We start from the raw sequence: 25384 nt of genomic DNA on the forward strand, positions 1-25384 counted from the left end.
CCAGTCCTTGCCCGCGATGTGGTTGCAGGGGGATAGGTGCTCACAACAAGAAAGAGGTCCCATGCCCAACCGTGCCGAGCTTGACGCCAACACCGCCCACTGGCTGCCCTGGGTGGTGGCCATCGCCTTCTTCATGCAATCCCTCGACGGGACCATCCTCAATACCGCCCTGCCGGCCATGGCCCGCGACCTGGCGGAAGACCCATTGCGCATGCAGGGCGTGGTCATCGCCTACATGCTCACCGTGGCGCTGCTGATCCCGGCCTCCGGCTGGATCGCCGACCGCTTCGGCACACGCAAGATTTTCTTCGGCGCCATCTTGCTGTTCAGCATCGGCTCGCTGCTCTGCGCCCTGTCCAACTCCCTGAGCCTGCTGGTCGGCGCCCGGGTGATCCAGGGCCTGGGCGGCGCCCTGATGCTGCCCGTCGGCCGATTGGTGGTGCTACGCGCCTACCCGCGTTCGGAACTGGTGCGGATCATGGGTTTCATCACCATCCCCGGGCTGCTCGGCCCGCTGATCGGCCCGACCATGGGCGGCTGGATGGTGCAGTACCTGACCTGGCACTGGATCTTCCTGATCAACCTGCCGGTGGGCGTGATCGGCTGTTATGCCGTCTGGAAGCTCATTCCCGACCTGCGCGGCAGCGAACGCACGCGTTTCGACGGCCTGGGCTTTTTGCTGTTCGGCGCGGCGATGGTGCTGATCACCATTGCCATGGAAGGCTTGGGCGAACTGCACCTGCCGCACCTGCGGGTGATGTTGCTGCTGTTCGGCGGCCTGGCCTGCCTCGCGGCGTACTGGCTGCGGGCCGGGCACATCGACAATCCGCTGTTCGCGCCTTCGCTGTTCAAGGTGCGGACCTTCGCCGTGGGCATCCTCGGCAACCTGTTCGCCCGCCTCGGCAGCGGCGCCCTGCCGTTCCTGGTGCCCCTGCTGCTGCAAGTGGCCCTCGGTTATTCACCGTCCCAGGCCGGGATGAGCATGCTGCCGCTGGCCGCCGCGGCGATGCTGGCCAAGTCCATCGCCCGCCCGCTGATCGAACGCCTGGGCTACCGCATCGTCCTCACCGGCAACACCCTGGCGCTGGGGATCATGCTCGCCAGCATGGGCCTGGTCACGCAGCAGACGCCCTACCCGCTGCTGCTGGGCATGCTGGCGGTGCTGGGGGCGATCAACTCGCTGCAGTTCACGGCGATGAACACCGTGACCCTGATCGACCTCGACGACGCCTCCGCCAGCAGCGGCAACGGCCTGCTGTCGGTGGTGGCGCAACTGTCCCTGAGCCTGGGGGTGGCCTGCGCCGGCGCGCTGCTCGGTGGCTTCACCGCCGAAGTCGGCAACGACGGCGTGAACACCGTGCTCGGCGCCTTCCAGCTGACCTTCCTCACGGTGGGAATCATGGCGATGCTGGCGGCGGCAATCTTCCTGCAGCTATCACCCAAGGACGGCCGGCGGGTACGCAAGGTCGAGGAGCAACATATCGAGCACTGATTTCCCACGGGGCGCGCAGGCTTCTGCGGGGAATCTGGCTACTTTTCGTCCAGAAATTGCAGGTAAAGGGGGCGGGGCTGATACACTGCGCGACATTTTGTTTTGCAGGCCCGTCCCGTGACCACCATCGCCACCGCTTTTAATACTTTGCCGCTGTCCGCCGCCATGCTGGCTAACCTCGACTCACTCGGTTATGCCCAGATGACGCCGGTCCAGGCGCAAAGCTTGCCGGTGATCCTCAAGGGGATGGACCTGATCGCCCAGGCCAAGACCGGCAGCGGCAAGACCGCCGCGTTCGGCATCGGCCTGCTGAACCCGATCAATCCGCGCTATTTCGGTTGCCAGGCCCTGGTGATCTGCCCGACCCGCGAGCTGGCCGACCAGGTGGCCAAGGAAATCCGTCGCCTGGCCCGCGCCGAAGACAACATCAAGGTCCTGACCCTGTGCGGCGGCGTGTCCTTCGGCCCGCAGATCGCCTCGCTGGAGCACGGCGCGCACATCATCGTCGGCACCCCCGGCCGCCTGTCCCAGCACCTGCGCAAGGGTTCGCTGAAACTCGACGGCCTCAACACCCTGGTCCTCGACGAAGCCGACCGCATGCTGGATATGGGCTTCTACGACCCGATCGAAGAAATCATCGCCTACACCCCCGAGCGCCGGCAGACCCTGCTGTTCTCCGCCACCTACCCGGTGGGCATCAAGCAGCTTGCTTCCAAATTCATGCGCGACCCGCAGCAGGTGAAGGCCGAAGCCCTGCACGCCGACAGCCAGATCGAGCAGCGTTTCTACGAGATCTCACCGGAAGAGCGCATCGACGCGGTGGTCAAGGTGCTGAACCACTTCCGTCCGCAATCCTGCGTGGCCTTCTGCTTCACCAAGCAGCAGGTCCAGGAAACCGTCGACCACCTGACCGCCAAGGGCATGTCCGCGGTGGGACTGCACGGCGACCTGGAGCAGCGCGACCGCGACCAGGTATTGGCGATGTTCGCCAACCGCAGCACCTCGGTGCTGGTGGCCACCGATGTGGCCGCCCGCGGCCTGGACATCGATGCCCTGGACATGGTGATCAACGTCGAGCTGGCGCGGGATTCGGAGATCCACATCCACCGCGTCGGCCGCACCGGCCGCGCCGGCGAGAAGGGCCTGGCGGTCAGCCTGGTGGCACCGTCCGAAGCGCACCGCGCCCAGGCTATCGAGCAACTGCAGAAGTCGCCCTTGAACTGGGAACAGATCGACAGCCTGAAATCCCAGGGCGGCGGCCCGCTGCTGCCGGCCATGAGCACCCTGTGCATCGGCGCCGGGCGCAAGGACAAAGTGCGTCCGGGCGACATCCTCGGCGCCCTGACCGGTGAAGCCGGCATCCCCGGCACCCAGGTCGGCAAGATTGCGATTTTCGACTTCCAGGCCTATGTCGCCGTGGACCGCGGCATCGCCAAGCAGGCCCTGCAACGCCTGAACAGCGGCAAGATCAAGGGCCGCTCGCTGCGCGTGCGCATCCTGTAATACCACCGCTTAACCTGTAGCCGCTGCCGCAGGCTGCAACCGATCTGGGCGGCACTCCGTACGAAGGGGTGCGGGATCTTGAGATCGCTGAAGGCCTTCGGCCTTATCGCAGCCTGCGGCAGCGGCTACAGGGTTGTTTGCCCCCTATCGAGGACACCGTTTTGCGCTCTACCGAAGTCGTGATCATTGGCGCTGGCGCCGCAGGGTTGATGTGCGCGCTGACCGCGGCCGGTCGTGGCCGCCAGGTGATGCTGCTGGACCATGCCAACAAGGCCGGCAAGAAGATCCTCATGTCCGGCGGTGGGCGCTGCAACTTCACCAACATGTATACCGAGCCCGGCAACTTCCTTTCGCAGAACCCGCATTTCTGCAAGTCGGCCCTGGCTCGCTACACCCAGTGGGACTTCATCGGCCTGGTGGCCAAGCATGGCGTGCCGTACCACGAGAAAAAGCTCGGCCAGCTGTTCTGCGACAACAAGTCCAGCGACATCCTCGGCATGCTGCTCGACGAGTGCGACCAGGTCGGCGTCCAGCTGCACCTGGACACCTCGATCCAGCAGATCGAGAAGCTCGACGCCGGCTACCTGCTGGAAACCACCCTCGGCCAGCTCCAGTGCGAATCCCTGGTGATCGCCACCGGCGGCCTGTCGATTCCGACCCTGGGCGCCACCGGCTTCGGTTATCAGATCGCCAAGCAGTTCGGCCACGAGCTGCTGCCGACCCGCGCGGGCCTGGTGCCGTTCACCATCACCGACCAGCTCAAGGAGCTGTGCGGCGAGCTGTCCGGCACCTCGGTGGACTGCCTGGTGAGCTGCAACGACATGAGTTTTCGCGAGAACATCCTGTTCACCCACCGAGGCCTGAGCGGCCCGGCGATCCTGCAGATTTCCTCATACTGGCAACCCGGCGACACGCTGGAGATCAACCTGCTGCCGGACCACGACGTGCCGGGCTGGCTGCAACAGCAGCAGGCCGAGCGTCCCAACAGCGAGCTCAAGACCCTGCTCGGCGAGATCTTCACCAAGAAGATGGCCGGCCTGCTGGCCGACAGCTGGTTCGTCTCCAAGCCGATGAAGCAGTACACCCACGCCGAGCTGGCGGACATCGCCAGCAAGCTGGCGAGCTGGCAGCTGGTGCCCGCCGGCACCGAGGGTTATCGCACCGCCGAGGTGACGCTGGGCGGCGTCGACACCCGCGAGGTGTCGTCCAAGACCATGGAATCGCTGAAGAGCCCGGGCCTGTATTTCATCGGTGAGGTGCTGGACGTCACCGGCCACCTGGGCGGCTTCAACTTCCAGTGGGCCTGGGCCTCCGGCTACGCGGCCGCGCAGTACGTCTGATCCGCTTCCTGGCGCTCACCCGATCCCTGTAGCCGCTGCCGAAGGCTGCGATAGGTCCGCAGGACCTCGGGGGACGCCAGATCGCTGTGCCCCTTCGGGTCGATCGCAGCCTTCGGCAGCGGCTACAGGTACCGATGAACATCAGCGGGAACAGAATTTGCTGGCGGATGTGACGCCCCCATTGCGCGGGCGTCAATACTGGCTCAATTTAGCGGCATCGCCCCGGAAGGCTTTCTCACTTCATGTCATCGACCAGCTTTCGTCAGTCACTGCGGCGCCTTTGGGCGCTGGATAAATTCAGCTACAGCGTGCGGGTGTTCATCGCTCTGACCGGGAGCATGGCGCTGTGCTGGTACCAGGACGAAATGGCTTTGCTGATCCCCTTGTTCCTGGGGATTATCGCCAGCGCCCTGGCCGAGACCGACGACAGCTGGCAAGGCCGGATCAATGCCCTGGCCGTGACCCTGGTGTGCTTCAGCGTCGCCGCCCTTTCCGTCGAACTGTTGTTCCCCTACCCCTGGATCTTCGTCATCGCCCTGGCGCTGGCCAGCTTTGGCCTGACCATGCTCGGCGCCCTGGGCGAACGTTACGGGGCGATCGCCTCGGCGACCCTGATCCTGTCGGTCTACACCATGATCGGCGTGGACCAGCGCGGCGGCGCCGTCACTGACTTCTGGCATGAACCGCTGCTGCTGGTGGCCGGCGCCGCCTGGTACGGCCTGCTGTCGGTGCTGTGGCAGGCGATGTTTTCCAACCAGCCGGTGCAGCAGAGCCTGGCGCGCCTGTTCCGCGAGCTGGGCTATTACCTCAAGCTCAAGTCGTCGCTGTTCGAACCGATCCGCCAACTGGACGTGGAAGCGCGCCGGCTGGAGCTGGCGCAGCAGAACGGCCGGGTGGTGGCGGCCCTGAACGCCGCCAAGGAAATCATCCTGCACCGGGTCGGCAACGGCCGGCCGGGCTCGAAAGTCAGCCGCTACCTGAAGCTGTACTTCCTCGCCCAGGACATCCACGAACGCGCCAGCTCGTCCCACTACCCCTACAACGCCCTGGCCGATGCGTTCTTCCACAGCGACGTGCTGTTCCGCTGCCAGCGCCTGCTGCGCCAGCAAGGCAAGGCCTGCCGGGCCCTGGGCGAATCCATCCAGCTGCGCCAGCCCTTCGTCTACGATGCCAGCTTCGCCGAGGCCCTGAGCGACCTGCACGCCTCCCTGGAACACCTGCGCATCCAGAGCAACCCGGCCTGGCGCGGCCTGCTGCGTTCGCTGCGAGCGCTGGCCGCCAACCTCGGCACCCTCGACCGCCTGCTCAGCGACGCCAGCAACCCCGACGCCCTGGCCGACGCCACCGACAGCAGCCTGCTGGACCGCTCGCCGCGCAACCTCAAGGACGTCTGGACCCGCCTGCGCACCCAGCTGACCCCGACGTCGCTGCTGTTTCGCCACGCCCTGCGCCTGCCCCTGGCCCTGAGCATCGGCTACGGCATGGTGCACCTGATCCACCCGTCCCAGGGCTACTGGATCATCCTCACCACCTTGTTCGTCTGCCAGCCGAACTACGGCGCCACGCGGCGCAAGCTGGGCCAGCGGATCATCGGCACCGCCATCGGCCTGGTGGTCGCCTGGGCGCTGTTCGACCTGTTCCCCAGCCCGCTGGTGCAGTCACTGTTCGCCATCGCCGCCGGGGTGGTGTTCTTTACCAACCGCACCACCCGCTACACCCTGGCCACCGCCGCCATCACCATCATGGTGCTGTTCTGCTTCAACCAGGTGGGCGACGGCTACGGGCTGTTGCTGCCGCGCCTGTTCGATACCCTGCTGGGCAGCCTGATCGCCGGCCTGGCGGTGTTCCTGTTCCTGCCGGACTGGCAGGGCCGGCGCCTGAACAAGGTGCTGGCCAATACCCTGACCTGCAACAGCATCTACCTGCGGCAGATCATGCAGCAGTACGCGGCCGGCAAGAGCGACGACCTGGCGTACCGCCTGGCCCGGCGCAATGCCCATAACGCCGACGCGGCGCTGTCCACCACCCTGGCCAACATGCTGATGGAGCCCGGGCATTTCCGTAAGGAAGCGGACGTCGGCTTTCGCTTCCTGGTGCTGTCGCACACCTTGCTCAGCTACCTCTCCGGCCTCGGCGCGCACCGGGAAACCCAGTTGCCGGCGGAAGTCCGCGAGCACCTGATCGATGGGGCCGGGGTCAGCCTCGCCAGCAGCATCGATGAAATCGCCCAGGGCCTGGCGAGCAAGCAGCCGGTGGCGATCCAGAGCGATGCCGAAGAAGCCCTGGCCAACGAGCTGGAGCAGATGCCGGACGAGATCGATGAAGGTCAACGGCTGGTGCAGACCCAACTGGCGCTGATCTGCCGCCAACTGGGCCCCTTGCGGACCCTGGCGGCGCACCTGATCAAGGACACCGGCGAAGAACAGGCCGCGTAGCCGCTGCCGCAGGCTGCGATCGCCTCCGCAGGAGGCGCAAGCTTTCAAGCACGCCGCAGGTTTCGGCCTTGGCGCCCAGCCTTCCGCAGTAGCTTTAATGGCGCCGCTTTACATCCCGTGCTGGCGCAGCAAGCGCTCGTAGCTACCGTCGGCTTTCATCGCCTCGATCTCCCGGTCGAACTTCGCCACGATCTGCGCATGCGCGGGGTTCTTCAGGCTGACCAGGATATGCAGGCCGTTCTCGCTCAGGGAATTGGGCAGGAACTCCACCGCATTGCGCACCCGCGGCGACTCCCGCGCCAGGTAATAACGGGCAACGTATTCGTCCTCCAGGGTCAGCTTGACCCGGTCGGCCGCCAGCATGCGCACCGCCATCGCGAAGTTATGCACCAAGACCTTCTGCAGCTCTGGATCGCTGTCGAAATCGGGCGAGTAGGCATAACCACGCACCACCGCGATGGGGTACCCGTGCAATTGCTTGAGGTTGGTGTATTCGATGGAGGCATCCTTGCGCCGGATGAAACGCACCCGATTGACCAGGTACTCCGAGGAGAACTGCCCCAGCTGGGTGCGCGCCTCATTGAACCAGGCATTCACCAGCACGTCGTAACGGCCCTCGCCGACGCCGAGCAGGGCCCGCGCCCAGGGCACCTGTTCGAACTCGCTGGCGTAACCGGCCCGGGCCAGCGCGGTGCTGACGATGTCGGTGGCCAGCCCGCCGTTGACCAGCGTCGCATCCGTGAAGGGCGGCCAGGCGTCGGCCACCAATCGCAATTTTTCCGCATAAGCGCTCTGGCCCAGCAACAGCAATCCGATCAAAGCAAAAGCTCGATGCAATCGCGGCATGCTAAAAGATCCTTAGCGGGCGGACAGCCCTGCGTGTTTTTTGCCCAGACTCGAGGTTCTCCGGCCGGTAGACGGCCGCGATCCAGCTCCTAACAGTAGCTTATGGGCGCCACTGCACAGCGCGTCAGCGCAGATTACACAAAGAAGACACACGTGAACCAACGCGATGATGGCATTTTGATCTGCCTCACAGAATCGCCACGCCACTGCCAGGCAAGACAAGCTACCCGCCAGGCGCTTAACATCCGGTCACAGCTTTCCAAAGGATGAAACGATGACAATCGAATGGGTCTGCAAACACCACACCGATCTGGGCAAGGAGCAGCTGTACGCGATCCTGCAGTTGCGTACCGAAGTCTTCGTGGTCGAGCAGAAATGCGCCTACCAGGAAGTCGATGGCCAGGACCTGGAAGGCGACACCTGCCACCTGATGGCCTGGGACGATGACCAGCTGGTGGCTTACCTGCGCCTGCTCGACCCGGTCTCCCAGGGCGGCGACGTGGTCATCGGCCGCGTGGTGATCGCCCCGCAGGCACGGGGCAAGGGGCTGGGCCATGAACTGATGGAGCACGCGCTGAAACAGGCGCAGAAACACTGGCCGCAAACGCCGATCTATCTGTCGGCCCAGGCGCATTTGCAGGGGTATTACGAGCGCTACGGCTTCAACGTCGTGGGCGAGGAGTACCTGGAAGACAATATCCCGCATATCGGCATGCGCCGCAGCTGATATCGCGATCGCGAGCCTGCTGCAGCCAGCAGGTTCGCATTCACACCGATGGGCTGCCGGGATCCCTCAGGGATACTCCAGCACCGCCTTGATCCGTGACAGATTCGCCTCGATCCAGCCCTTGTCGATCGCGCCCCAGCTTTTGATCCGATAGCTGCCGGCATGATTGCGCGCGCCGTCCTGCTGCTCGAACTCACAGACGATATCCAGATCCGCCAGGGCCGCAATGGTGTCCTGCGCCGTGCGCCGCGGCATGCCGGTCGCCTCGGTCAGGGCCGGGACATTGCTGGCCAGGCCGCTGTCGATCAGGTAGGCCACGTACAGCCGGCGGTAAAAACTGCTTTTGGTCTTGCTCACGTCCATCGCCCGCTCCTTGTGCCCAGGGTCACTCAGCCCCGCCCGGACGCGCTTGCAGCTCGCGCCAGGTCAGGTAGACCCGCAGGTCGAATTCCAGTTGGTGATAGCCCGGCAGCATGTGCTCGCAGAGCTTGTAGAAGGCCTTGTTGTGCTCGCTTTCCTTGAAGTGCGCCAGCTCGTGGACGACGATCATGCGCAGGAATTCCGGCGCCGCCTCCTTGAACAGCGAGGCGATGCGGATTTCCTTCTTGGCCTTGAGCTTGCCGCCCTGGACCCGCGAGATCGTGGTGTGCAGGCCCAGGGCGCGGTGCGTCAGGTCCAGGCGGTTGTCGAACAGCACCTTGTCGATGGCCGGGGCGTTGCGCAGGTACTCCTGCTTCAACTCCAGGGCATAGCCGTACAGCGCCTTGTCGCTCTGTACCCCGTGCTTGCCGGGATAACGCTGGCTCAGGTAGTCGCCCAGCCGCCCTTGCGCAATCAGCTGGCGCACTTGCTCTTGCAGGGTGGCGGGATAGGCCTGGAGGTATTTCAACGCGGTCATGGGGCGGCAACGCAATCACGAAAGGCCGCCAGTGTAGCGAATTCAACCCGGCAACGCGCTCCAGTCGAAGGGCTCGGCGAAGCGCTCGGCATCCGCGGCGATCAACGGCCGCGCCACCAGGAAACCCTGCACGTACTCGCAGCCGTTGGCCTGCAGCCAGCGGTACTGTTCCAGGGTTTCCACGCCTTCGGCGATCACCAGCACACCGAACGCCTTGCACAAGTCGATCACGCAGCGCGCCAGCGCCGCATCCCGCGTCGAGCCCGGCAACCTGGCGATCAGGTGGCGGTCGAGCTTGAGGGTATCGAGCTCCAGGTCCCGCAGGTGAGCCAACGAACAGTCGCCCGACCCGAAGTCGTCCAGCGCCACCCGCACCCCGAGGCTGCGTAACAGGCGCAGTTGCTTGCGCGACTCATCGAGGTTCTGGGTCAAGGCGCTTTCCGTAACCTCGACTTCCAGTTGCCACGGCTCCAGGCCGTGACGCTCCAGGACCTGGCGCAGTTCGGTGACCAGGTTCGGCATGGCGAACTGGGTGCCGCTCAAGCTCACGGCCAACACGGTCTGCTCGGCGAACAGCGTTTTCCAGGACGCCCGCTGGCTCGTACTCTGCTGGTAGATCCAGCTGCCCAGGCGACTGATCAGCCGCGCTTCCTCCAGCAGCGGCAAAAACAACCCCGGCGGCACATCGCCGACGCTCGGATGCCGCCAGCGCAACAGGGCTTCGAAACCGCGCAGGTGCCCGTCGGCAATCGCCACCTGGGGCTGGTACACCAGGTTGAACTCCTTGCGCTCGACCGCGCTGCGCACACTTTCCTCGAGCATCAGCCGCGAGCGGGCTCGGCCATTCATTTCGTGGTCGTAATAACGGTATTGCTGGCGCCCGGCACGCTTGGACTCATACATGGCGATATCCGCCGCGCGCATCAGGCCATCCAGGTTGGAACCGCAATCGGGGTAGATGGCGATGCCGATGCTGGCCCCCAGGGCGACATCCAGACCGTCGATCTGCTGACAGATCGATATCCGCTCGATGAGCTTCTCGGAAATCTTCGCCGCCTGTTCCGGGAACTCCAGTTCCAGCAACGCGGTGAACTCGTCGCCGCCCATGCGCGCCAGGATGTCGAAGGAGCGCAGGCAGGCTTTCATCTGCTCGGACACCCAGCGCAGCACCCGATCCCCCGCGTCGTGCCCCAGGGAATCGTTGACCCGCTTGAAACCATCCAGGTCCAGGTACAGCAGCACCAGCGACTTGTCCGAGCGCTCGCTGCGCAGCAACACGCTTTCCACGGTCTGGTAGAAGCCGCGCCGGTTGAGCAGGCCAGTCAGCGGATCGGTCACCGCCTGGTATTCCAGTTGCTGGTGCAGGTGGCGGACTTCCGACATGTCGAGCAGGGTCACCACCATCGCCTTCTGTTCGCTCGGCAGCGGCGCGCAGGACAACGCCACCGACACCTGCTGGCCCGGCAGGGTACGCAAGATGGCGTCGTGCAGGCGGTAGGTCTCGCCCTTGCGATAGCAGGCATATAGCTCGGATTCGGCCCACTGCGGCACATGGGGTTTTTGCAGATAGTCGAGCAGCGCCGAACCCTCCAGCTCGCTCACCGGAGCGTCGAGCAAACGCGAGACCGCCGGGTTGGCGAAACGGACGATCCCACCTTCATCCACCACCAGAATCCCTTCCGCGGCGTTCTCCAGCACCGAGGCGTTGAAGGCCCGGGCGTTCTCCAGGTCGTGGCTCAGACGCTGCAGCGCGCGGCGATTGCGCTGCTGCTCCAGCAACGCCTGGACCTTGGGCTTGAGGATCTGCGGGTCGAACGGCTTGAACAGGTAATCCACCGCGCCGCTGGCGTAGCCCTTGATCACGGCGTCCTTGGACTGCTCGTTGGCGGTAAGGAAGATGATCGGGGTCAGGCAGGTTCGCTGGCTGCCGCGCATCAGGCGGGCGACTTCGAAACCGTCCATTTCCGGCATCTGCACATCCAGCAACACCAGATCGATGTCGTGTTCCAGTAACAGACCCAGGGCCTCGACACCCGAGGCGGCGGTCATGACCTGCCAGTCGTGGCGCTGCAGGAGTGCTCGCATGCTGAGCAGATTTTCGGGGTAATCATCAACAATCAGTAAGACCGAGCTGGCTTCACCTGGCCGAGTTTGCGCGCATTCCATGCTGCTTCTCTTGTCTGTGTAGGGCCGGCCTGCGAAGAAGACCGGACAAAAACTGAGCCTTCACTCTAGACCCGGAACCCGCAAAGCAGAAGCTGTCACAGCGCCAGCATTTAGCCAAAGCCCCAGGCACCCGACTAACGGTCAGCCCCATAGGCGCTGAAAGCGGTGGCGGCAGCTTTTCGACAGATGGTTGACGCCAATTATCCGCCAGGCGGGCATTAACAAAAGCGGCTTCTACGCTTATAAAGACCGCCTTCAAAAGCGCAGGCTAAAGCCTTTGTCGGCTTTCATCCGGCATCAAATCGGGAAGCTTTGACTATGATCGACCTCGCAACCTGGAATCTGAGCATTCCCGAAGGCAGTCCACCGGCGACCATCGACACCCCCCAACTGGTGGATGGCTTCAAGAACCAGTATTTCCATTCCGACACCGGCACCCTGTTCTTCTGGTCGCCCGTCACCGGCTCCCGTACCGCCAATGCCATCTACCCGCGCAGCGAGCTGCGTGAAACCTACGCCAACGGCACCCTGAAGAACTGGACCTACCCGGAAGCCGACAACCTGCTCTATGCCACCCTGGCGGTGAACCAGGTGCCGTCCACGGGCAAGATCGTCATCGGCCAGATCCACGCCTACAACAGCACCAGGCCGCTGGTGAAAGTCGAGTACCAGTACAAGACCACCACACAGAGCGGCAACATCGTCGCCAAGGTCCGCATGCACCCGGACGATGCCGAAAGCCGGGTGATCATCGTCGCCGAGAACGTGCCGCTGGACCGCGAGTTCTCCTACCTGATCCACCTCAGCCCCGGCGGCGCGCTGGGCGTCAGCGCCGCGGGCTACCAATGGGACACCCAGCTCAGCAGTTCCTGGCGCGACAAACCGCTGTACTTCAAGGCCGGGGTGTACGTGCAGGACAACACCGGCTACACCACCGAAGGCGGCAAGGTGACCTTCTACAAGCTGGATATCGATCACAACGAGACCTGAGCCGCCGACTCCCGAGCACTGTTGTTTATGCTGGAGCCGCTTCTGCCTGCGTATCGGCGATGATGCGCTCGAGCATGTGCTCGGGAGTGTGCTTGGACAACACCTCCCGCTCGATCAAAACCGGCTCCTTCTCGAGGAAGGCTTCCAGCCCCACAAACGAACCCTCGTCTGCGATAAAAATGTTTTCTGGCCGGTAGAAGTCGCATGCCCTGGCTTCAACGTTGCTGGTGATCAGCTTCTTGTTGAAGAACGCCGCCTCCAGCGTCCTGAGCGTCAACCCCGACTGGCCTTCCTGGTTGATTTCCACCAGAACATCCGCAGCCACCGACTTCTCGATGTTTTGCTCATAACTCAGGATATCGTCGATATAAAAACGGGAATGCGCATTCGACGTGCAGTCCCTGACGATCGCAAAGTCGACCTCGCTGCCTTTAGCCTCAAGCACCCGCGCCAGTGCCTCGATTTCATCGGTACGACCTTTGTCCCGCCCCAGAAAAAAGCAGCGCTTTACCTCCCGGCGGCAAGCTCGGGCCTCGACCATCTGTCGAGCTTCGAAGTAACCGAATGGGAAAAACTGCGGAAGGTATTCCATGCCAAACGCGGCACATTGATTGCGGTCGTAGCTGTAGATGATGTCGAAACTGCCACGCATCTGCTCCACGAAGTCCCGGGTGACCAGGTCCCGCATCAACAACACTTTCCTGCCGGAAAAGCTGTCGATCACACTGGGAATCAGTCCGCGCCTGACCTGCCCTTCGTTACAGACCAGAATATCCTCGCTGCTGACCCGGTTGAGCGACAGCACCAGCTTCCCCAGCCACTCAGTACCAATCCCGAGGAACGGCAGGCACTTGTTGATCGACTTTACATAGCGCACCGCACGCTTGGCCGATGAAGGCAGAGACATCATGGCAACGTTGTGTCGGGTAGACAGGTAATCGATCATTCGGCGCTCGTACTGCGCTGTCCACCCCAAGAAAAAAACCTTCATCCGAACTTCATGGCCCTTAACTTGAGTAATCAATCGCAAGCTCCGCTTGATAGCGGTCGCTTGAACCTAGCGTTTCCTACAAAACGGCTCCAATGCTATCACGCCCCACCCGACCAAAATCCCAAGAAATGGCGATTAGCCATTACCCACACCAAACAACAGCCACAAAAAAGCCCGCATGGCTGCGGGCTTTCTCGTAAAAACGCTAAGGCTTAGTTGACCTTGGCGTTCAGCTCACCCTTGAGGTAGCGCTGGAACATCGCTTCCAGGGAGATCGGCTTGATCTTCGAAGCGTTGCCGGCGGTGCCGAAGGCTTCGTAACGGGCGATGCACACGTCGCGCATGGCGGTTACGGTGGCGCCGAAGAACTTGCGCGGGTCGAACTCGCTCGGGTTGGTGGCCATCAGGCGACGCATCGCACCGGTGGACGCCAGGCGCAGGTCGGTGTCGATGTTGACCTTGCGCACGCCGTACTTGATGCCTTCGACGATTTCTTCAACCGGCACGCCGTAGGTTTCTTTGATGTCGCCGCCGTACTGGTTGATGATCGCCAGCCACTCTTGCGGAACCGAAGACGAGCCGTGCATCACCAGGTGGGTGTTGGGGATGCGCTTGTGGATCTCTTTGATGCGGTCGATCGCCAGCACGTCGCCGGTAGGCGGCTTGGTGAACTTGTAGGCTCCGTGGCTGGTACCGATGGCGATGGCCAGGGCGTCGACCTGGGTCTTCTTGACGAAGTCCGCGGCTTCTTCCGGGTCGGTCAGCATCTGGCTGTGGTCCAGCACGCCTTCGGCGCCGATGCCGTCTTCTTCACCGGCCATGCCGGTTTCCAGGGAACCCAGGCAGCCCAGCTCGCCTTCTACCGAAACGCCACAGGCGTGAGCCATGGCCACGGTCTGCTGGGTCACGCGAACGTTGTACTCGTAGTCGGTCGGGGTCTTGCCGTCTTCGCCGAGGGAGCCGTCCATCATGACCGAGGAGAAGCCCAGCTGGATCGAGCGCTGGCAGACATCAGGGCTGGTGCCGTGGTCCTGGTGCATGCACACCGGGATGTGCGGGAATTCTTCGATCGCCGCCAGGATCAGGTGGCGCAGGAAAGGCGCGCCGGCGTATTTGCGGGCACCGGCCGAAGCCTGGACGATCACCGGAGAGTCAGTCTTGTCAGCGGCTTCCATGATGGCGCGCATCTGTTCAAGGTTGTTGACGTTGAAGGCTGGAACGCCGTAGCCGAACTCGGCTGCGTGGTCCAGCATCTGGCGCATGCTGATGAGTGCCATTGTGTGTATCTCTCCCGGTCGAGGGTCGTTAATCGTGCAAGCCTGCCGTAGCGGCGGCTGCTATTCAAGTGATTGCAGATCGGGGGTCAGCCCGGCCTGCCGATTCGTTACTGCATCAATCTCAAGAGCCGCGCCTCTCTCTGTAGGAGCGAAGCCTGCTCGCGATCAGGGTCATCACATTCAACATCTCTGTTGACGGTTGGATCGCTATCGCGAGCAAGCTTCGCTCCTACAGGTTCAACATCGGCTCCCGGCCTACGGCGCTTTACAGCCGCGGCCGATCAAATCGTTGGTGGCAACCCAGTAAACCAGGCCTTCGTCACCTTTTTCGTGAAACGCCAGCATGTCGTTGCTGTACAGCGAACCGGAACCGCTCGGCTCCAGCTTCAGGCGATAGACCTGGTCGGCCCCGCCCAGCCGCACATCGACTTCCTTGCGGCTGCTGTCGGCGTAGCGCCAGACCACTTGCGCCTGGCTGTCGCACACCCAGGTCGTCCAGTTGTCCGTCTCGGCCGGCTTGAACAGGTCGAAGTTGGCGCAACCTGCCAGCAATCCCAGCGCAGCCACGGCGATAAAGCCTTTCATCGGTGTTCCTCGGCTGACGGCCCACGGCCGCCAGCACAGCGCGTTATCGAATCAGACCCGTCAAGGGCAACCATGTTCCTTGGCCTTGGCTGGCGTCTCGTACTTATCCAGAGCATCGGGTCCCATGCGCTTGTTGATCACAGGCGCGGTCTCGGCCTGCCAGTCGGCCTGATAGCAGCCTCTCTCCGGCTCTCCCGACTCGGGCTCCGGCTGGGCAGGCTGGCTGCCGCAACCGGCCAGCAAGCCCGCAACGATCAACAGCGGTAACGTCTTGACCATATGAACACTCCTTTGCCTGGCCATTGGGACTTCAGGCTTTGGCCCGGCTTTCCAGGACTTCGACCGCCGGCAGCACCTTGCCCTCGACGAATTCGAGGAAAGCGCCACCGCCGGTAGAAATGTAGGAGATTTGCTCGGCTACGCCATATTTATCGATGGCCGCCAGGGTGTCGCCGCCGCCGGCGATGGAGAACGCCGCACTTTCCGCGATGGCCTGGGCCAGCACCTTGGTGCCGTTACCGAACTGGTCGAACTCGAACACACCGACCGGACCGTTCCACAGGATGGTCTTGGACGACTTCAGCAGCTCGGCGAAATTCGCCGCGGTTTGCGGGCCGATGTCCAGGATCATGTCGTCGGCGGCCACCTCGGCAATCAGCTTGACGGTGGCGGTCGCGCTTTCGGCGAACTCCTTGGCCACTACCACGTCCACTGGCAGCGGCACGCTGACCTTGGCGGCGATGGCACGAGCGGTATCCAGCAGGTCCGGCTCGTACAACGACTTGCCGACCGGGTGACCGGCAGCGGCGAGGAAGGTGTTGGCGATGCCGCCGCCGACGATCAGCTGGTCGCAGATCTGGCTCAGACTGTTGAGCACGTCGAGCTTGGTCGACACCTTGGAGCCGGCAACGATAGCGGCCATCGGCTTGGCCGGGGCGCCCAGGGCCTTGCCCAGCGCTTCCAGCTCGGCGGCCAGCAGCGGACCGGCAGCGGCGACCTTGGCGAACTTGGCCACGCCGTGGGTCGAACCCTCGGCGCGGTGCGCGGTGCCGAAGGCGTCCATCACGAACACGTCGCACAGGGCGGCGTATTGCTGGGCCAGTTCGTCGGCGTTCTTTTTCTCGCCCTTGTTGAAGCGCACGTTCTCGAACAGCACGATGTCGCCGGCCTTGATGTCGACGCCGCCCAGGTAGTCGGCCACCAGCGGCACTTCACGACCCAGGGCACGGCTCAGGTAGTCGGCCACTGGCTTGAGGCTGTTCTCGGCGGAGAACTCGCCTTCGGTCGGACGACCGAGGTGCGAGCAGACCATCACGGCCGCGCCTTTTTCCAGGGCCAGCTTGATGGTCGGCAGCGAAGCCAGGATACGCGCATCGCTGGTGACAACACCGTCCTTGACTGGGACGTTGAGGTCTTCGCGGATCAGTACGCGCTTACCTTGCAGATCGAGGTCGGACATCTTCAACACGGTCATGGGTCGCAATTCCTGGGTTACTGTTTTTTGGAAACGGGAAGTTAAGAGACGGCTTTGGGTACAGCGGCTTGCAGATAGTGTCCTGCAACATCCAGCATTCGGTTGGCAAAACCCCATTCGTTGTCGAACCAGGCCAGGATGTTCACCAGCCGCGGGCCGGAAACACGGGTCTGGCTGGCATCGACGATCGCCGAATGCGGATCATGGTTGAAATCACAACTGGCGTGCGGCAACTCGGTGTAGGCCAACAGGCCCTTGAGCGGACCGCTGGTGGCAGCCTCGCGCAGGATCCGGTTGACTTCGCCGGTGTCGGTATCGCTCACGGTCTGCATCGTGATGTCGAGGCAGGACACGTTGACGGTCGGCACGCGCACAGCTTTGGCCTGAATTCGCCCGGCAAGTTCCGGCAGCAGCCGTTCGATGCCACGCGCCAGACCAGTGGACACCGGGATCACCGACTGGAACGCCGAACGGGTGCGGCGCAGGTCTTCGTGGTGATAGGCGTCGATCACCGGCTGGTCGTTCATCGCCGAGTGGATGGTGGTGATCGACACGTATTCCAGACCGATGGCCTGGTCCAGCAGGCGTAACAGCGGCACGCCGCAGTTGGTGGTGCAGGACGCATTGGACACCAGCAGCTCGTCGCCGGTCAGGCAGTCCTGGTTGACGCCGTAGACGATGGTGGCGTCGACATCCGCCTCGCTGGCCATCGGCTGGGAAAACAGCACCCGCGGCGCGCCAGCGTCGAGAAAACGCTGGCCGTCTTCACGGGTGTGATAGGCACCGGAACATTCGAGCACCAGGTCGACGCCCAGGGACGCCCAATCGATGCCTTCGGGGGTGGCACTGCGCAGGACCTTCACGCAGTTGCCATTGATATGCAGACAGTCGCCGTCGACCTTCACTTCGCCGGGAAACCGGCCGTGGGTGGAGTCGAAACGTGTCAGGTATTCCACGCTGGCCATGTCGGCCAGGTCGTTGATCGCGACAATCTCGAACCCGGCCGCAGCCCCCCGTTCGAACAGGGCACGCAAGACACAACGACCGATCCGGCCGTAGCCGTTGAGTGCAACTTTATAGGGACGCGGTTGAGGCATGGGGTTCTCGATTACCGGGGTGAATCCATCACTGTCGTGTTGCCTGTTCCATTGTCATCGCGGGCAAGCCTCGCGCCTACCGATCACGAAGATCCCGTAGGCGCGAGGCTTGCCCGCGAAGAACAACAGACAACGCGACTGGCGGACTTAGTCTTCCAGCAGCTCTTCAGCCTGACCCAGGATGTTCTCCAGGGTGAAACCGAACTCTTCGAACAAGGCCGGCGCAGGCGCCGACTCGCCGTAGGTGGTCATGCCGATGACGCGACCTTCCAGGCCGACGTACTTGTACCAGTAGTCCGCGTGAGCGGCCTCGATGGCGATACGGGCGCTGACCTGCAGCGGCAGGACCGACTGCTTGTAACCGGCGTCCTGAGCATCGAACACGCTGGTGCATGGCATGGACACCACGCGCACCTTGCGGCCCTGCTCGGTCAGTTTGTCGAAAGCCTGCACCGCCAGGCCGACTTCGGAGCCGGTGGCGATCAGGATCAGCTCAGGCTCGCCTGCGCAGTCCTTGAGCACGTAGCCGCCACGGCTGATTGCGGCGATCTGCACGGCATCGCGGGCCTGATGCTGCAGGTTCTGGCGGGAGAAGATCAGCGCCGAAGGGCCGTCCTTGCGCTCGATCGCGTTTTTCCAGGCCACCGCCGATTCCACGGCATCGGCTGGACGCCAAGTGTCGAGGTTCGGGGTGCAGCGCAGGCTGGCGATCTGCTCGATCGGCTGGTGCGTCGGGCCGTCTTCGCCCAGACCGATGGAGTCGTGGGTGTAGACGTGGATCACGCGCTGCCTCATCAGGGCCGACATGCGTACTGCGTTGCGCGCGTATTCCATGAACATCAGGAAGGTCGCGCCGTAAGGCACCAGGCCGCCGTGCAAGGCCACGCCGTTCATGATGGCGGTCATGCCGAACTCGCGAACGCCGTAGTACATGTAGTTGCCGCTGGCGTCTTCGGCGCTGACGCCCTTGCAGCCTTTCCACAGGGTCAGGTTGGAACCGGCCAGGTCGGCCGAACCGCCGAGGAATTCCGGCAGCAGCGGGCCGAACGCGTTCAGGGCGTTCTGGCTGGCTTTACGGCTGGCGATGGTTTCGCCCTTGGCCGCGACTTCGGCGATGTAGGCATCGGCCTTCTCGGAGAAATCGGCCGGCAGGTCACCGCTCAGGCGACGCACCAGTTCGTTGGCCAGCTCAGGGAATTCGGCGGAGTAGGCGGAGAAACGCTGGTCCCACTCGGCTTCGACGGCGCGACCGGCTTCCTTGGCGTCCCACTCGGCGTAGATGTCGGCCGGGATTTCGAACGGACCGTGGTTCCACTTCAGCGCGGCGCGGGTCAGGGCGATTTCCTCGGCGCCCAGTGGCGCGCCGTGGCAATCTTCCTTGCCTTGCTTGTTCGGCGAACCGAAGCCGATGGTGGTCTTGCAGCAGATCAGGGTCGGCTGCTCGCTTTTGCGCGCGGTGTCGATCGCGGTCTTGATCTCTTCAGGGTCGTGACCGTCGACGTTGCGGATCACCTGCCAGTTGTAGGCTTCGAAACGCTTTGGCGTGTCGTCGGTGAACCAGCCTTCGACTTCGCCGTCGATGGAAATGCCGTTGTCATCGTAGAAGGCGATCAGCTTGCCCAGGCCCAAGGTGCCGGCCAGAGAAGCAACTTCATGGGAAATGCCTTCCATCATGCAGCCATCGCCCAGGAACACGTAGGTGTGGTGGTCGACGACGTTGTGGCCTGGGCGGTTGAACTGCGCCGCCAGGACCTTTTCCGCCAGGGCGAAGCCCACGGCGTTGGCCAGGCCCTGGCCCAGCGGGCCGGTGGTGGTCTCGACGCCCGGGGTGTAGCCGAACTCCGGGTGGCCCGGGGTGCGGCTGTGCAGCTGGCGGAAGCTCTTCAGGTCGTCGATGGTGACGTCGTAGCCGGTCAGGTGCAGCAGCGAGTAGATCAGCATCGAGCCGTGGCCGTTGGACAGCACGAAGCGGTCACGGTCGGCGAAGGATGGATTGCTCGGGTTGTGCTTCAGGTAGTCACGCCAAAGTACCTCGGCGATATCCGCCATACCCATAGGGGCACCGGGATGGCCGCTGTTGGCTTTTTGCACGGCATCCATGCTGAGGGCACGAATGGCGTTGGCACGCTCACGACGGCTTGGCATCGCTGATCTCCTGGGGGTTATCTAAGTCGAGTTGGATAAAACGAATCGGAAAAAGGCGTGCATTTTCCCTCAGCGGTAGGCCGGGGGCAATGACAGATAATGACTCTGGCGCGTTTTTCCGGTCGATAAAGGGGCATTCGCCTGATGAAACCATTCCGCAGTTCGTCTGTAGAACACCACGACCTGCGTTAAGTGCCATCTATCGAGCAATATCAAAACTTTTTGATATTGGTCTTGCGAGGTTGGGGGTGCGTCACTAGACTGCTGGCCTTATGAATTTACGCGCGCCCTCCATTAGCCACGATGACTGCGATGAGCTGGCGGCCCTGTGCAAGGCCGGCGGCGATCCGCTGCGGCTGAATGTATTGCGCGCGCTGGCCAACGACTCGTTCGGCGTACTGGAACTGGCGCAGATCTTCGCCATCGGCCAGTCCGGCATGAGCCACCACCTGAAGGTCCTGGCCCAGGCCGAGCTGGTGGCGACCCGCCGCGAAGGCAACGCAATCTTCTACCGGCGCGCCCTGCCCCACACCGAACTGCTGGGCGGCCGGCTGCACGCCGCCCTGCTGGATGAAGTGGATAACCTGACGCTGCCCGGCGAAGTGCAATCGCGTATCGGCCTGGTGCACCGCCAGCGGGCGGCCGCCAGCCAGGACTTTTTCTCACGGGTCGCGGAGAAGTTTCGCGCCCAGCAGGACCTGATCGCAGGACTGCCCCAGTACCGCGAAAGCGTGCTGGCACTGCTCGACAAACTGAACTTCACGGACACCGCCACGGCGATCGAAGTCGGCCCCGGGGATGGCAGCTTCCTGCCGGAACTGGCCCACCGCTTCACCCGGGTGACCGCGCTGGACAACAGCCCGGCCATGCTCGAACTGGCACGCCAGATCTGTGAACGCGAAACGCTGGCTAACGTCAGCCTGCAACTGGCCGATGCATTGAATGGCGTGAGCCTGACGGCCGATTGCGTGGTGCTGAACATGGTCCTGCACCATTTCGCCGCGCCGGCCGATGCGCTGAAGCGCCTGGCCGGCTTGCTGCAACCGGGTGGCAGCCTGTTAGTGACAGAGTTGTGCAGCCACAACCAGAGTTGGGCCAGGGAGGCCTGCGGTGATCTCTGGCTGGGGTTTGACCAGGACGACCTGGCCCGCTGGGCCACCGCTGCGGGACTGGTTCCCGGAGAAAGTCTGTATGTAGGTTTACGTAATGGTTTCCAGATCCAGGTCCGCCACTTTCAGCGACCGGCTGGCGACACTCACCATCGGTAAATTTTAGGAACCCGTCGAGATGAGCGAATACTCCCTTTTCACCTCCGAGTCCGTGTCTGAAGGGCATCCGGACAAAATCGCCGACCAGATTTCCGATGCGGTGCTGGACGCCATCATTGCCCAGGACAAGCACGCCCGCGTAGCGGTGGAAACCCTGGTCAAGACCGGTGTGGCCATCGTCGCCGGCGAAGTCACCACCTCGGCCTGGGTTGACCTGGAGCAGATCGTTCGTGACGTCATCACCGACATCGGCTACACCAGCTCCGACGTCGGTTTCGACGGCGCGACCTGCGGCGTGATGAACATCATCGGCAAGCAGTCCCCCGACATCAACCAGGGTGTCGACCGCGCCAAGCCTGAAGACCAGGGCGCTGGCGACCAGGGCCTGATGTTCGGCTACGCCAGCAACGAAACCGACGTGCTGATGCCAGCCCCGATCACCTTCTCGCACCAACTGGTGCAGCGCCAGGCCGAAGCCCGCAAGTCCGGCCTGTTGCCGTGGCTGCGTCCGGATGCCAAGTCCCAGGTCACCTGCCGCTACGAAGGTGGCAAGGTGGTCGGCATCGACGCCGTGGTCCTGTCGACCCAGCACAACCCTGACGTGTCGTACAAAGACCTGCGCGAAGGCGTGATGGAACTGATCGTCAAGCACGTGCTGCCGGCCGAACTGCTGTCCAAGGACACCCAGTTCCACATCAACCCGACTGGCCAGTTCATCATCGGCGGCCCGGTCGGCGACTGCGGCCTGACCGGTCGCAAGATCATCGTCGACAGCTACGGCGGCATGGCCCGTCACGGCGGCGGCGCGTTCTCCGGCAAGGACCCATCGAAGGTCGACCGTTCGGCCGCCTACGCCGGTCGTTACGTGGCCAAGAACATCGTCGCCGCCGGCCTGGCCGAGCGCTGCGAGATCCAGGTGTCCTACGCCATCGGCGTGGCCCAACCGACTTCGATCTCGCTGAACACCTTCGGCACCGGCAAGATCAGCGATGACAAGATCATCAAGCTGGTGCGCGAAGTGTTCGACCTGCGTCCATACGCGATCACCACCATGCTCGACCTGCTGCACCCGATGTACCGCGAGACCGCGGCCTACGGCCACTTCGGCCGCACCCCGCAAACCAAGACCGTGGGTGACGATACTTTCACCACCTTCACCTGGGAAAAGACCGACCGCGCCGAAGCCCTGCGCGCCGCTGCCAACCTGTAATCCCGGCAGCACTTACCCAAGCCCCGCACGGTTCGCCTTGCGGGGCTTTTTTGTGGCTGAAGGTTTCATGATTTGCAGGGCCCTCTTACGGGAGCAAGCCTGATTCCTGCGGGTACAAGCTGGCTCGCGAAAAAACCGGCCCATCGTCAAACCAGCCCGCGAAATACCCGGCAACCCATACGCCCTTTCTCCCTCCCGCCCACCCCTCTAGCCTGCAACCTGACTCCCCCCGAGCAAGGATGCTCCCCATGCCCGACTACAGAGCACTGCCCATGGCCGGCCTCCTCCTGAGCGCCATCGCCCTGCCGAGCGTCGCCAGCCCATGCCCCGACTGGACACCCGCCCAGGCGCAAGCCGAAACGGCCACCCTGCAACAGCACATCAACCGCTGGGACGACAGCTACCACCGTGAAGGCCTGTCGCAGGTGACTGACGAACTCTACGACCAGTCCCGCGCCCGGCTCGAACATTGGCAAAGCTGTTTCCCCGCCGTCGGCGCAGAGCGCGCCAACCCGCTACGCACCGCACGCGGCACTGTCCCGCATCCCATTCCCCATACCGGCGTGGAGAAACTGGCCGATGAAAGCGCCGTACGCCAGTGGTTCGCCGGGCGCGAGGAGGTCTGGGTACAGCCCAAGATCGACGGCGTGGCCGTGACCCTGATCTATCGCCAGGGACGCTTCCAGCAAGCCATCAGCCGTGGGGATGGCCTTCAGGGCCAGGACTGGACCAGACCCGCGCAGCAGATAAGCGCCATCCCCAAACGCCTGCCCGAACCTCGGGACCTGCTGCTACAGGGCGAGCTCTATTGGCGCCAGAACGATCACATACAAGCCAAGGCCGGCAGCCTGAATGCCCGTGGCCAAGTCGCCGGCCTATTGGCCCGCAACCAGCTGGATCCCCGGCAGGCCAGCCAGATCGGCCTGTTCGTCTGGGACTGGCCCCAAGGCCCGAGCACCCTGGCGCAGCGCCTGGACGGCCTCAGGGCCCTGGGTTTTCCCCACAGCAGCGAATACAGCCAGCGCGCCAGTACGTTCGCCGAGGTCCAGCGCTGGCGAGAGCACTGGTATCGCTCGGCCCTGCCCTTCGCCAGCGATGGCATCGTCCTGCGCCAGAGCCGACGCCCGGAGGCGCAACGCTGGCAGGCCAAGGCGCCCTATTGGATCGCCGCATGGAAGTACCCGTTCGCCCAGGCCCTGGCCATGGTACGCAAGGTCGACTTCAAGATCGGTCGCACCGGCCGGATCACCCCGATGCTCGAACTGGAGCCGGTCCAGCTCGACGACCGGCGGATCAGGCGGGTCAGCGTCGGCTCGCTGCCGCGCTGGCAAGAACTGGATATCCGCCCTGGCGACCAAGTATCGATCAGCCTAGCCGGCCTGACCATCCCGCGCCTGGACAGCGTGATACTGCGCACGCCCCAGCGTGTTCCGCTGCAAGTCCCGGACGCCTCGGCCTTCCATGCGCTCAGTTGCTGGCAACCCCTGCCCGGCTGCAGGAGCCAGTTCCTCGCGCGCCTGACCTGGCTGAGCGGCAAGTCCGGGCTGGACCTGCCCCATGTCGGCGCCGGCACCTGGGAGAAGCTGCTGGATGCAGGGTTGATCAACGGGCTGGTCGATTGGTTGACCCTCGATCCTGCAGAGCTTGCTAACATTACCGGCCTTGGCGAACGCAGCATCGCGCGTTTGCTGAGCAGCCTGCACAGCGCCCGCCAGCAGCCGTTTCAGCGCTGGCTCAAAGCCCTTGGACTGCCACCGACCGGCAACGCCAGGCTCGAGGATGACTGGGCGGTGTTGGCGGCCAGAACCACCGAACAGTGGCAGACCCAAAGCGCTATCGGCCCGGGACGCGCCGCTCAGTTGAGCGCCTTTTTCCGCGATCCGCAGGTCCTGGCCTTGACTGAAGAATTACGTGCCGCCGGAATCGAAGGCTTCTGAAGCCTTTACAACCGGCGGCGTTGAACCCCGGGGACGCAGATGGCTCAAACAGCCCATCGCCCCACTCCTGCTATTCATCTTTTCACATGGAGCCTTTATGAAATTCCTTGCACCGCTCACCCTCTTCGCCGCGTTCAGCCTGACAACCCCAGCCCTGGTGGCCGCCGAGCAAGCCCAGGAACTCACCGGCTGCGCCGCCAAGCGCCAGGCCATCAGCACCCAGATCGAACAGGCCAAGGCCCATGGCAACAGCGAGCAACAGGCCGGCCTGGAAAAGGCCCTGAGCGAAGCCACCACGAACTGCACCGACGCCTCGCTGAAAAAGGAACGCGAAAACAAGGTGCTGGAAGCCAAGCACGAGGTCAGCCGGCGCCAGACCGACCTGGACAAGGCCATGAAAAAAGGCGACGCCGAGAAGATCAATAAGCGCAAGGACAAGCTGGCCGAGTCCCGCAAGGAATTGCAGGAAGCTCTCGACGAACTGGACAAGTAAGGTCGGGCCGTTGCGGCAGATGTGCCTGCCACAGCCACCTCAGGCGACGGGATCAGTGATCGCGAAACTCTTTATGGCAGGCACTGCAGGCATCTTCGACTTTCTGCACCGCCGGCCCCAGGTTGCTGGCCTTGTACGGCTGGATCTTGCTGGCGATGACCAATTCACCGGTGGCCGCCTCGAGGGCACGGGCCAGTTCCTGGAAGCGTGCCTGCTTCTGCCAGACATCGTCAGTCGCGCTGGTGTGTTCCTGTTCCTTGACCTGCGGGAAGTGCTTCCAGGGTTCGTGGGACAGGCTGTCCAGCTTGGTCGCGCCTTCGGTAAAACGCGGGCCATCGAACGGGATACGCCCACGGAGCATGCCGCCCAGATCCTCACCGGTCTTGAGCATCTGTTTGAAGATCGCCTTGCGCTGGCCCAGCGGGGAGTTCGGATCGACACCGCCGCAGGCGGACAACGTCAGGCAGGCCAGCAATACAACAGAGAGTCTTTTAAGAATCATGGTGGCTT

22 protein-coding genes are annotated in these 25384 nt (G+C 63.5%); 10 read left to right on the top strand and 12 right to left on the bottom strand.

What is annotated here, in order from left to right; genetic code table 11:
* Window positions 1-61 precede the first annotated feature (61 nt).
* From mdtD to yccS, 4 genes are all read left to right on the top strand, one after another.
* On the top strand, window positions 62-1492 hold the full coding sequence (mdtD, locus tag H0I86_RS29315) for a multidrug transporter subunit MdtD (RefSeq protein WP_180923102.1): 1431 nt from the start codon (window positions 62-64) through the stop codon (window positions 1490-1492).
* A gap of 165 nt (window positions 1493-1657) precedes the next feature.
* A complete protein-coding gene (gene dbpA / locus H0I86_RS29320) occupies window positions 1658-2995 on the top strand; it encodes an ATP-dependent RNA helicase DbpA (protein WP_231999354.1) in 1338 nt (445 codons plus the stop codon).
* Between the two features lie 161 nt (window positions 2996-3156).
* Entirely contained in the window at window positions 3157-4335 is a 1179-nt protein-coding gene (locus tag H0I86_RS29325) for a BaiN/RdsA family NAD(P)/FAD-dependent oxidoreductase (protein ID WP_180923103.1), read from the top strand.
* 242 nt (window positions 4336-4577) lie between these two features.
* Window positions 4578-6770, top strand: coding sequence for a YccS family putative transporter (gene yccS / locus H0I86_RS29330; RefSeq protein ID WP_180923104.1), 2193 nt, complete (start codon window positions 4578-4580; stop codon window positions 6768-6770).
* Between the two features lie 108 nt (window positions 6771-6878).
* Here yccS and H0I86_RS29335 read toward each other — a convergent pair whose 3' ends face one another.
* Window positions 6879-7616 carry a substrate-binding periplasmic protein gene (locus H0I86_RS29335; RefSeq protein ID WP_180923105.1) on the bottom strand — a complete coding sequence of 246 codons (738 nt, stop codon included), beginning with the start codon at window positions 7614-7616 and terminating at the stop codon, window positions 6879-6881.
* Window positions 7617-7890: 274 nt separating this feature from the next.
* Between H0I86_RS29335 and H0I86_RS29340 the strand changes: the two genes are divergently transcribed.
* Window positions 7891-8343, top strand: coding sequence for a GNAT family N-acetyltransferase (locus H0I86_RS29340; protein ID WP_180923106.1), 453 nt, complete (start codon window positions 7891-7893; stop codon window positions 8341-8343).
* Window positions 8344-8409: 66 nt separating this feature from the next.
* Here H0I86_RS29340 and H0I86_RS29345 read toward each other — a convergent pair whose 3' ends face one another.
* From H0I86_RS29345 to H0I86_RS29355, 3 genes are read right to left on the bottom strand one after another with little or no spacing between them, the layout of a single operon-like run.
* Window positions 8410-8706, bottom strand: coding sequence for a winged helix-turn-helix domain-containing protein (locus H0I86_RS29345; RefSeq protein ID WP_023969222.1), 297 nt, complete (start codon window positions 8704-8706; stop codon window positions 8410-8412).
* Between the two features lie 22 nt (window positions 8707-8728).
* Window positions 8729-9241: a M48 metallopeptidase family protein gene (locus H0I86_RS29350; RefSeq protein ID WP_016704232.1), complete on the bottom strand. Its 513-nt coding sequence runs from the start codon at window positions 9239-9241 to the stop codon at window positions 8729-8731.
* Window positions 9242-9283: 42 nt separating this feature from the next.
* The gene (locus H0I86_RS29355) at window positions 9284-11407 is read right to left on the bottom strand and encodes a putative bifunctional diguanylate cyclase/phosphodiesterase (RefSeq protein WP_180923107.1); all 2124 of its coding nucleotides are present in this window, start codon (window positions 11405-11407) and stop codon (window positions 9284-9286) included.
* A 318-nt stretch (window positions 11408-11725) separates the two neighbouring features.
* Here H0I86_RS29355 and H0I86_RS29360 point away from each other — a divergent pair, with 318 nt between their 5' ends.
* The gene (locus H0I86_RS29360) at window positions 11726-12397 is read left to right on the top strand and encodes a polysaccharide lyase family 7 protein (protein WP_180923108.1); all 672 of its coding nucleotides are present in this window, start codon (window positions 11726-11728) and stop codon (window positions 12395-12397) included.
* Between the two features lie 25 nt (window positions 12398-12422).
* On the opposite strand, the gene H0I86_RS29365 is transcribed toward H0I86_RS29360, so the two are convergent.
* The 7 genes from H0I86_RS29365 to tkt form a co-directional block, all read right to left on the bottom strand.
* Window positions 12423-13343, bottom strand: a complete 921-nt coding sequence (locus tag H0I86_RS29365; RefSeq protein ID WP_180923109.1) for a WaaS/CpsH family glycosyltransferase — start codon at window positions 13341-13343, stop codon at window positions 12423-12425.
* Between the two features lie 257 nt (window positions 13344-13600).
* Complete coding sequence (gene fba, locus H0I86_RS29370) at window positions 13601-14665, bottom strand: class II fructose-bisphosphate aldolase (protein WP_003229012.1); 1065 nt, start codon at window positions 14663-14665, stop codon at window positions 13601-13603.
* Window positions 14666-14920: 255 nt separating this feature from the next.
* Window positions 14921-15250 carry an MliC family protein gene (locus H0I86_RS29375; protein WP_180923110.1) on the bottom strand — a complete coding sequence of 110 codons (330 nt, stop codon included), beginning with the start codon at window positions 15248-15250 and terminating at the stop codon, window positions 14921-14923.
* A 60-nt stretch (window positions 15251-15310) separates the two neighbouring features.
* Window positions 15311-15529: a hypothetical protein gene (locus H0I86_RS29380; RefSeq protein ID WP_124322647.1), complete on the bottom strand. Its 219-nt coding sequence runs from the start codon at window positions 15527-15529 to the stop codon at window positions 15311-15313.
* A gap of 31 nt (window positions 15530-15560) precedes the next feature.
* Complete coding sequence (locus H0I86_RS29385) at window positions 15561-16724, bottom strand: phosphoglycerate kinase (protein WP_180923111.1); 1164 nt, start codon at window positions 16722-16724, stop codon at window positions 15561-15563.
* A 41-nt stretch (window positions 16725-16765) separates the two neighbouring features.
* Window positions 16766-17821, bottom strand: a complete 1056-nt coding sequence (gene epd, locus H0I86_RS29390) for an erythrose-4-phosphate dehydrogenase (RefSeq protein WP_180923112.1) — start codon at window positions 17819-17821, stop codon at window positions 16766-16768.
* A 147-nt stretch (window positions 17822-17968) separates the two neighbouring features.
* Window positions 17969-19966, bottom strand: a complete 1998-nt coding sequence (tkt, locus tag H0I86_RS29395; RefSeq protein ID WP_180923113.1) for a transketolase — start codon at window positions 19964-19966, stop codon at window positions 17969-17971.
* A 272-nt stretch (window positions 19967-20238) separates the two neighbouring features.
* On the opposite strand from tkt, the gene H0I86_RS29400 reads away from it, so the two are divergent.
* The 4 genes from H0I86_RS29400 to H0I86_RS29415 all read left to right on the top strand — a co-directional run bounded on the left by H0I86_RS29400 (window position 20239) and on the right by H0I86_RS29415 (window position 24874).
* Window positions 20239-21234, top strand: a complete 996-nt coding sequence (locus tag H0I86_RS29400) for an ArsR/SmtB family transcription factor (protein ID WP_180923114.1) — start codon at window positions 20239-20241, stop codon at window positions 21232-21234.
* A 19-nt stretch (window positions 21235-21253) separates the two neighbouring features.
* A complete protein-coding gene (gene metK / locus H0I86_RS29405) occupies window positions 21254-22444 on the top strand; it encodes a methionine adenosyltransferase (protein WP_007922339.1) in 1191 nt (396 codons plus the stop codon).
* A 248-nt stretch (window positions 22445-22692) separates the two neighbouring features.
* Window positions 22693-24381: an NAD-dependent DNA ligase LigB gene (ligB, locus tag H0I86_RS29410; RefSeq protein WP_180923115.1), complete on the top strand. Its 1689-nt coding sequence runs from the start codon at window positions 22693-22695 to the stop codon at window positions 24379-24381.
* Between the two features lie 97 nt (window positions 24382-24478).
* Complete coding sequence (locus H0I86_RS29415; RefSeq protein WP_180923116.1) at window positions 24479-24874, top strand: DUF1090 domain-containing protein; 396 nt, start codon at window positions 24479-24481, stop codon at window positions 24872-24874.
* 52 nt (window positions 24875-24926) lie between these two features.
* On the opposite strand, the gene H0I86_RS29420 is transcribed toward H0I86_RS29415, so the two are convergent.
* On the bottom strand, window positions 24927-25376 hold the full coding sequence (locus H0I86_RS29420) for a c-type cytochrome (protein WP_180923117.1): 450 nt from the start codon (window positions 25374-25376) through the stop codon (window positions 24927-24929).
* Window positions 25377-25384 lie beyond the last annotated feature (8 nt).

Origin of the sequence: Pseudomonas chlororaphis subsp. aurantiaca, from assembly GCF_013466605.1 — a bacterium.
Lineage (GTDB): Bacteria > Pseudomonadota > Gammaproteobacteria > Pseudomonadales > Pseudomonadaceae > Aquipseudomonas > Aquipseudomonas chlororaphis_I.

Excerpts from the sequence above, each read along its gene's own strand:
- H0I86_RS29360 (WP_180923108.1), top strand. The coding sequence starts at position 11,726 with ATGATCGACCTCGCAACCTGGAATCTGAGCATTCCCGAAGGCAGTCCA.
- metK (WP_007922339.1), top strand. The coding sequence starts at position 21,254 with ATGAGCGAATACTCCCTTTTCACCTCCGAGTCCGTGTCTGAAGGGCAT.
- H0I86_RS29420 (WP_180923117.1), bottom strand. The coding sequence starts at position 25,376 with ATGATTCTTAAAAGACTCTCTGTTGTATTGCTGGCCTGCCTGACGTTG.
- H0I86_RS29365 (WP_180923109.1), bottom strand. The coding sequence starts at position 13,343 with ATGATCGATTACCTGTCTACCCGACACAACGTTGCCATGATGTCTCTG.
- fba (WP_003229012.1), bottom strand. The coding sequence starts at position 14,665 with ATGGCACTCATCAGCATGCGCCAGATGCTGGACCACGCAGCCGAGTTC.
- H0I86_RS29350 (WP_016704232.1), bottom strand. The coding sequence starts at position 9,241 with ATGACCGCGTTGAAATACCTCCAGGCCTATCCCGCCACCCTGCAAGAG.
- epd (WP_180923112.1), bottom strand. The coding sequence starts at position 17,821 with ATGCCTCAACCGCGTCCCTATAAAGTTGCACTCAACGGCTACGGCCGG.
- H0I86_RS29340 (WP_180923106.1), top strand. The coding sequence starts at position 7,891 with ATGACAATCGAATGGGTCTGCAAACACCACACCGATCTGGGCAAGGAG.
- H0I86_RS29400 (WP_180923114.1), top strand. The coding sequence starts at position 20,239 with ATGAATTTACGCGCGCCCTCCATTAGCCACGATGACTGCGATGAGCTG.
- H0I86_RS29415 (WP_180923116.1), top strand. The coding sequence starts at position 24,479 with ATGAAATTCCTTGCACCGCTCACCCTCTTCGCCGCGTTCAGCCTGACA.
- H0I86_RS29345 (WP_023969222.1), bottom strand. The coding sequence starts at position 8,706 with ATGGACGTGAGCAAGACCAAAAGCAGTTTTTACCGCCGGCTGTACGTG.
- H0I86_RS29385 (WP_180923111.1), bottom strand. The coding sequence starts at position 16,724 with ATGACCGTGTTGAAGATGTCCGACCTCGATCTGCAAGGTAAGCGCGTA.
- H0I86_RS29375 (WP_180923110.1), bottom strand. The coding sequence starts at position 15,250 with ATGAAAGGCTTTATCGCCGTGGCTGCGCTGGGATTGCTGGCAGGTTGC.
- H0I86_RS29335 (WP_180923105.1), bottom strand. The coding sequence starts at position 7,616 with ATGCCGCGATTGCATCGAGCTTTTGCTTTGATCGGATTGCTGTTGCTG.
- yccS (WP_180923104.1), top strand. The coding sequence starts at position 4,578 with ATGTCATCGACCAGCTTTCGTCAGTCACTGCGGCGCCTTTGGGCGCTG.
- mdtD (WP_180923102.1), top strand. The coding sequence starts at position 62 with ATGCCCAACCGTGCCGAGCTTGACGCCAACACCGCCCACTGGCTGCCC.
- H0I86_RS29355 (WP_180923107.1), bottom strand. The coding sequence starts at position 11,407 with ATGGAATGCGCGCAAACTCGGCCAGGTGAAGCCAGCTCGGTCTTACTG.
- H0I86_RS29380 (WP_124322647.1), bottom strand. The coding sequence starts at position 15,529 with ATGGTCAAGACGTTACCGCTGTTGATCGTTGCGGGCTTGCTGGCCGGT.
- ligB (WP_180923115.1), top strand. The coding sequence starts at position 22,693 with ATGCCCGACTACAGAGCACTGCCCATGGCCGGCCTCCTCCTGAGCGCC.
- tkt (WP_180923113.1), bottom strand. The coding sequence starts at position 19,966 with ATGCCAAGCCGTCGTGAGCGTGCCAACGCCATTCGTGCCCTCAGCATG.
- dbpA (WP_231999354.1), top strand. The coding sequence starts at position 1,658 with ATGCTGGCTAACCTCGACTCACTCGGTTATGCCCAGATGACGCCGGTC.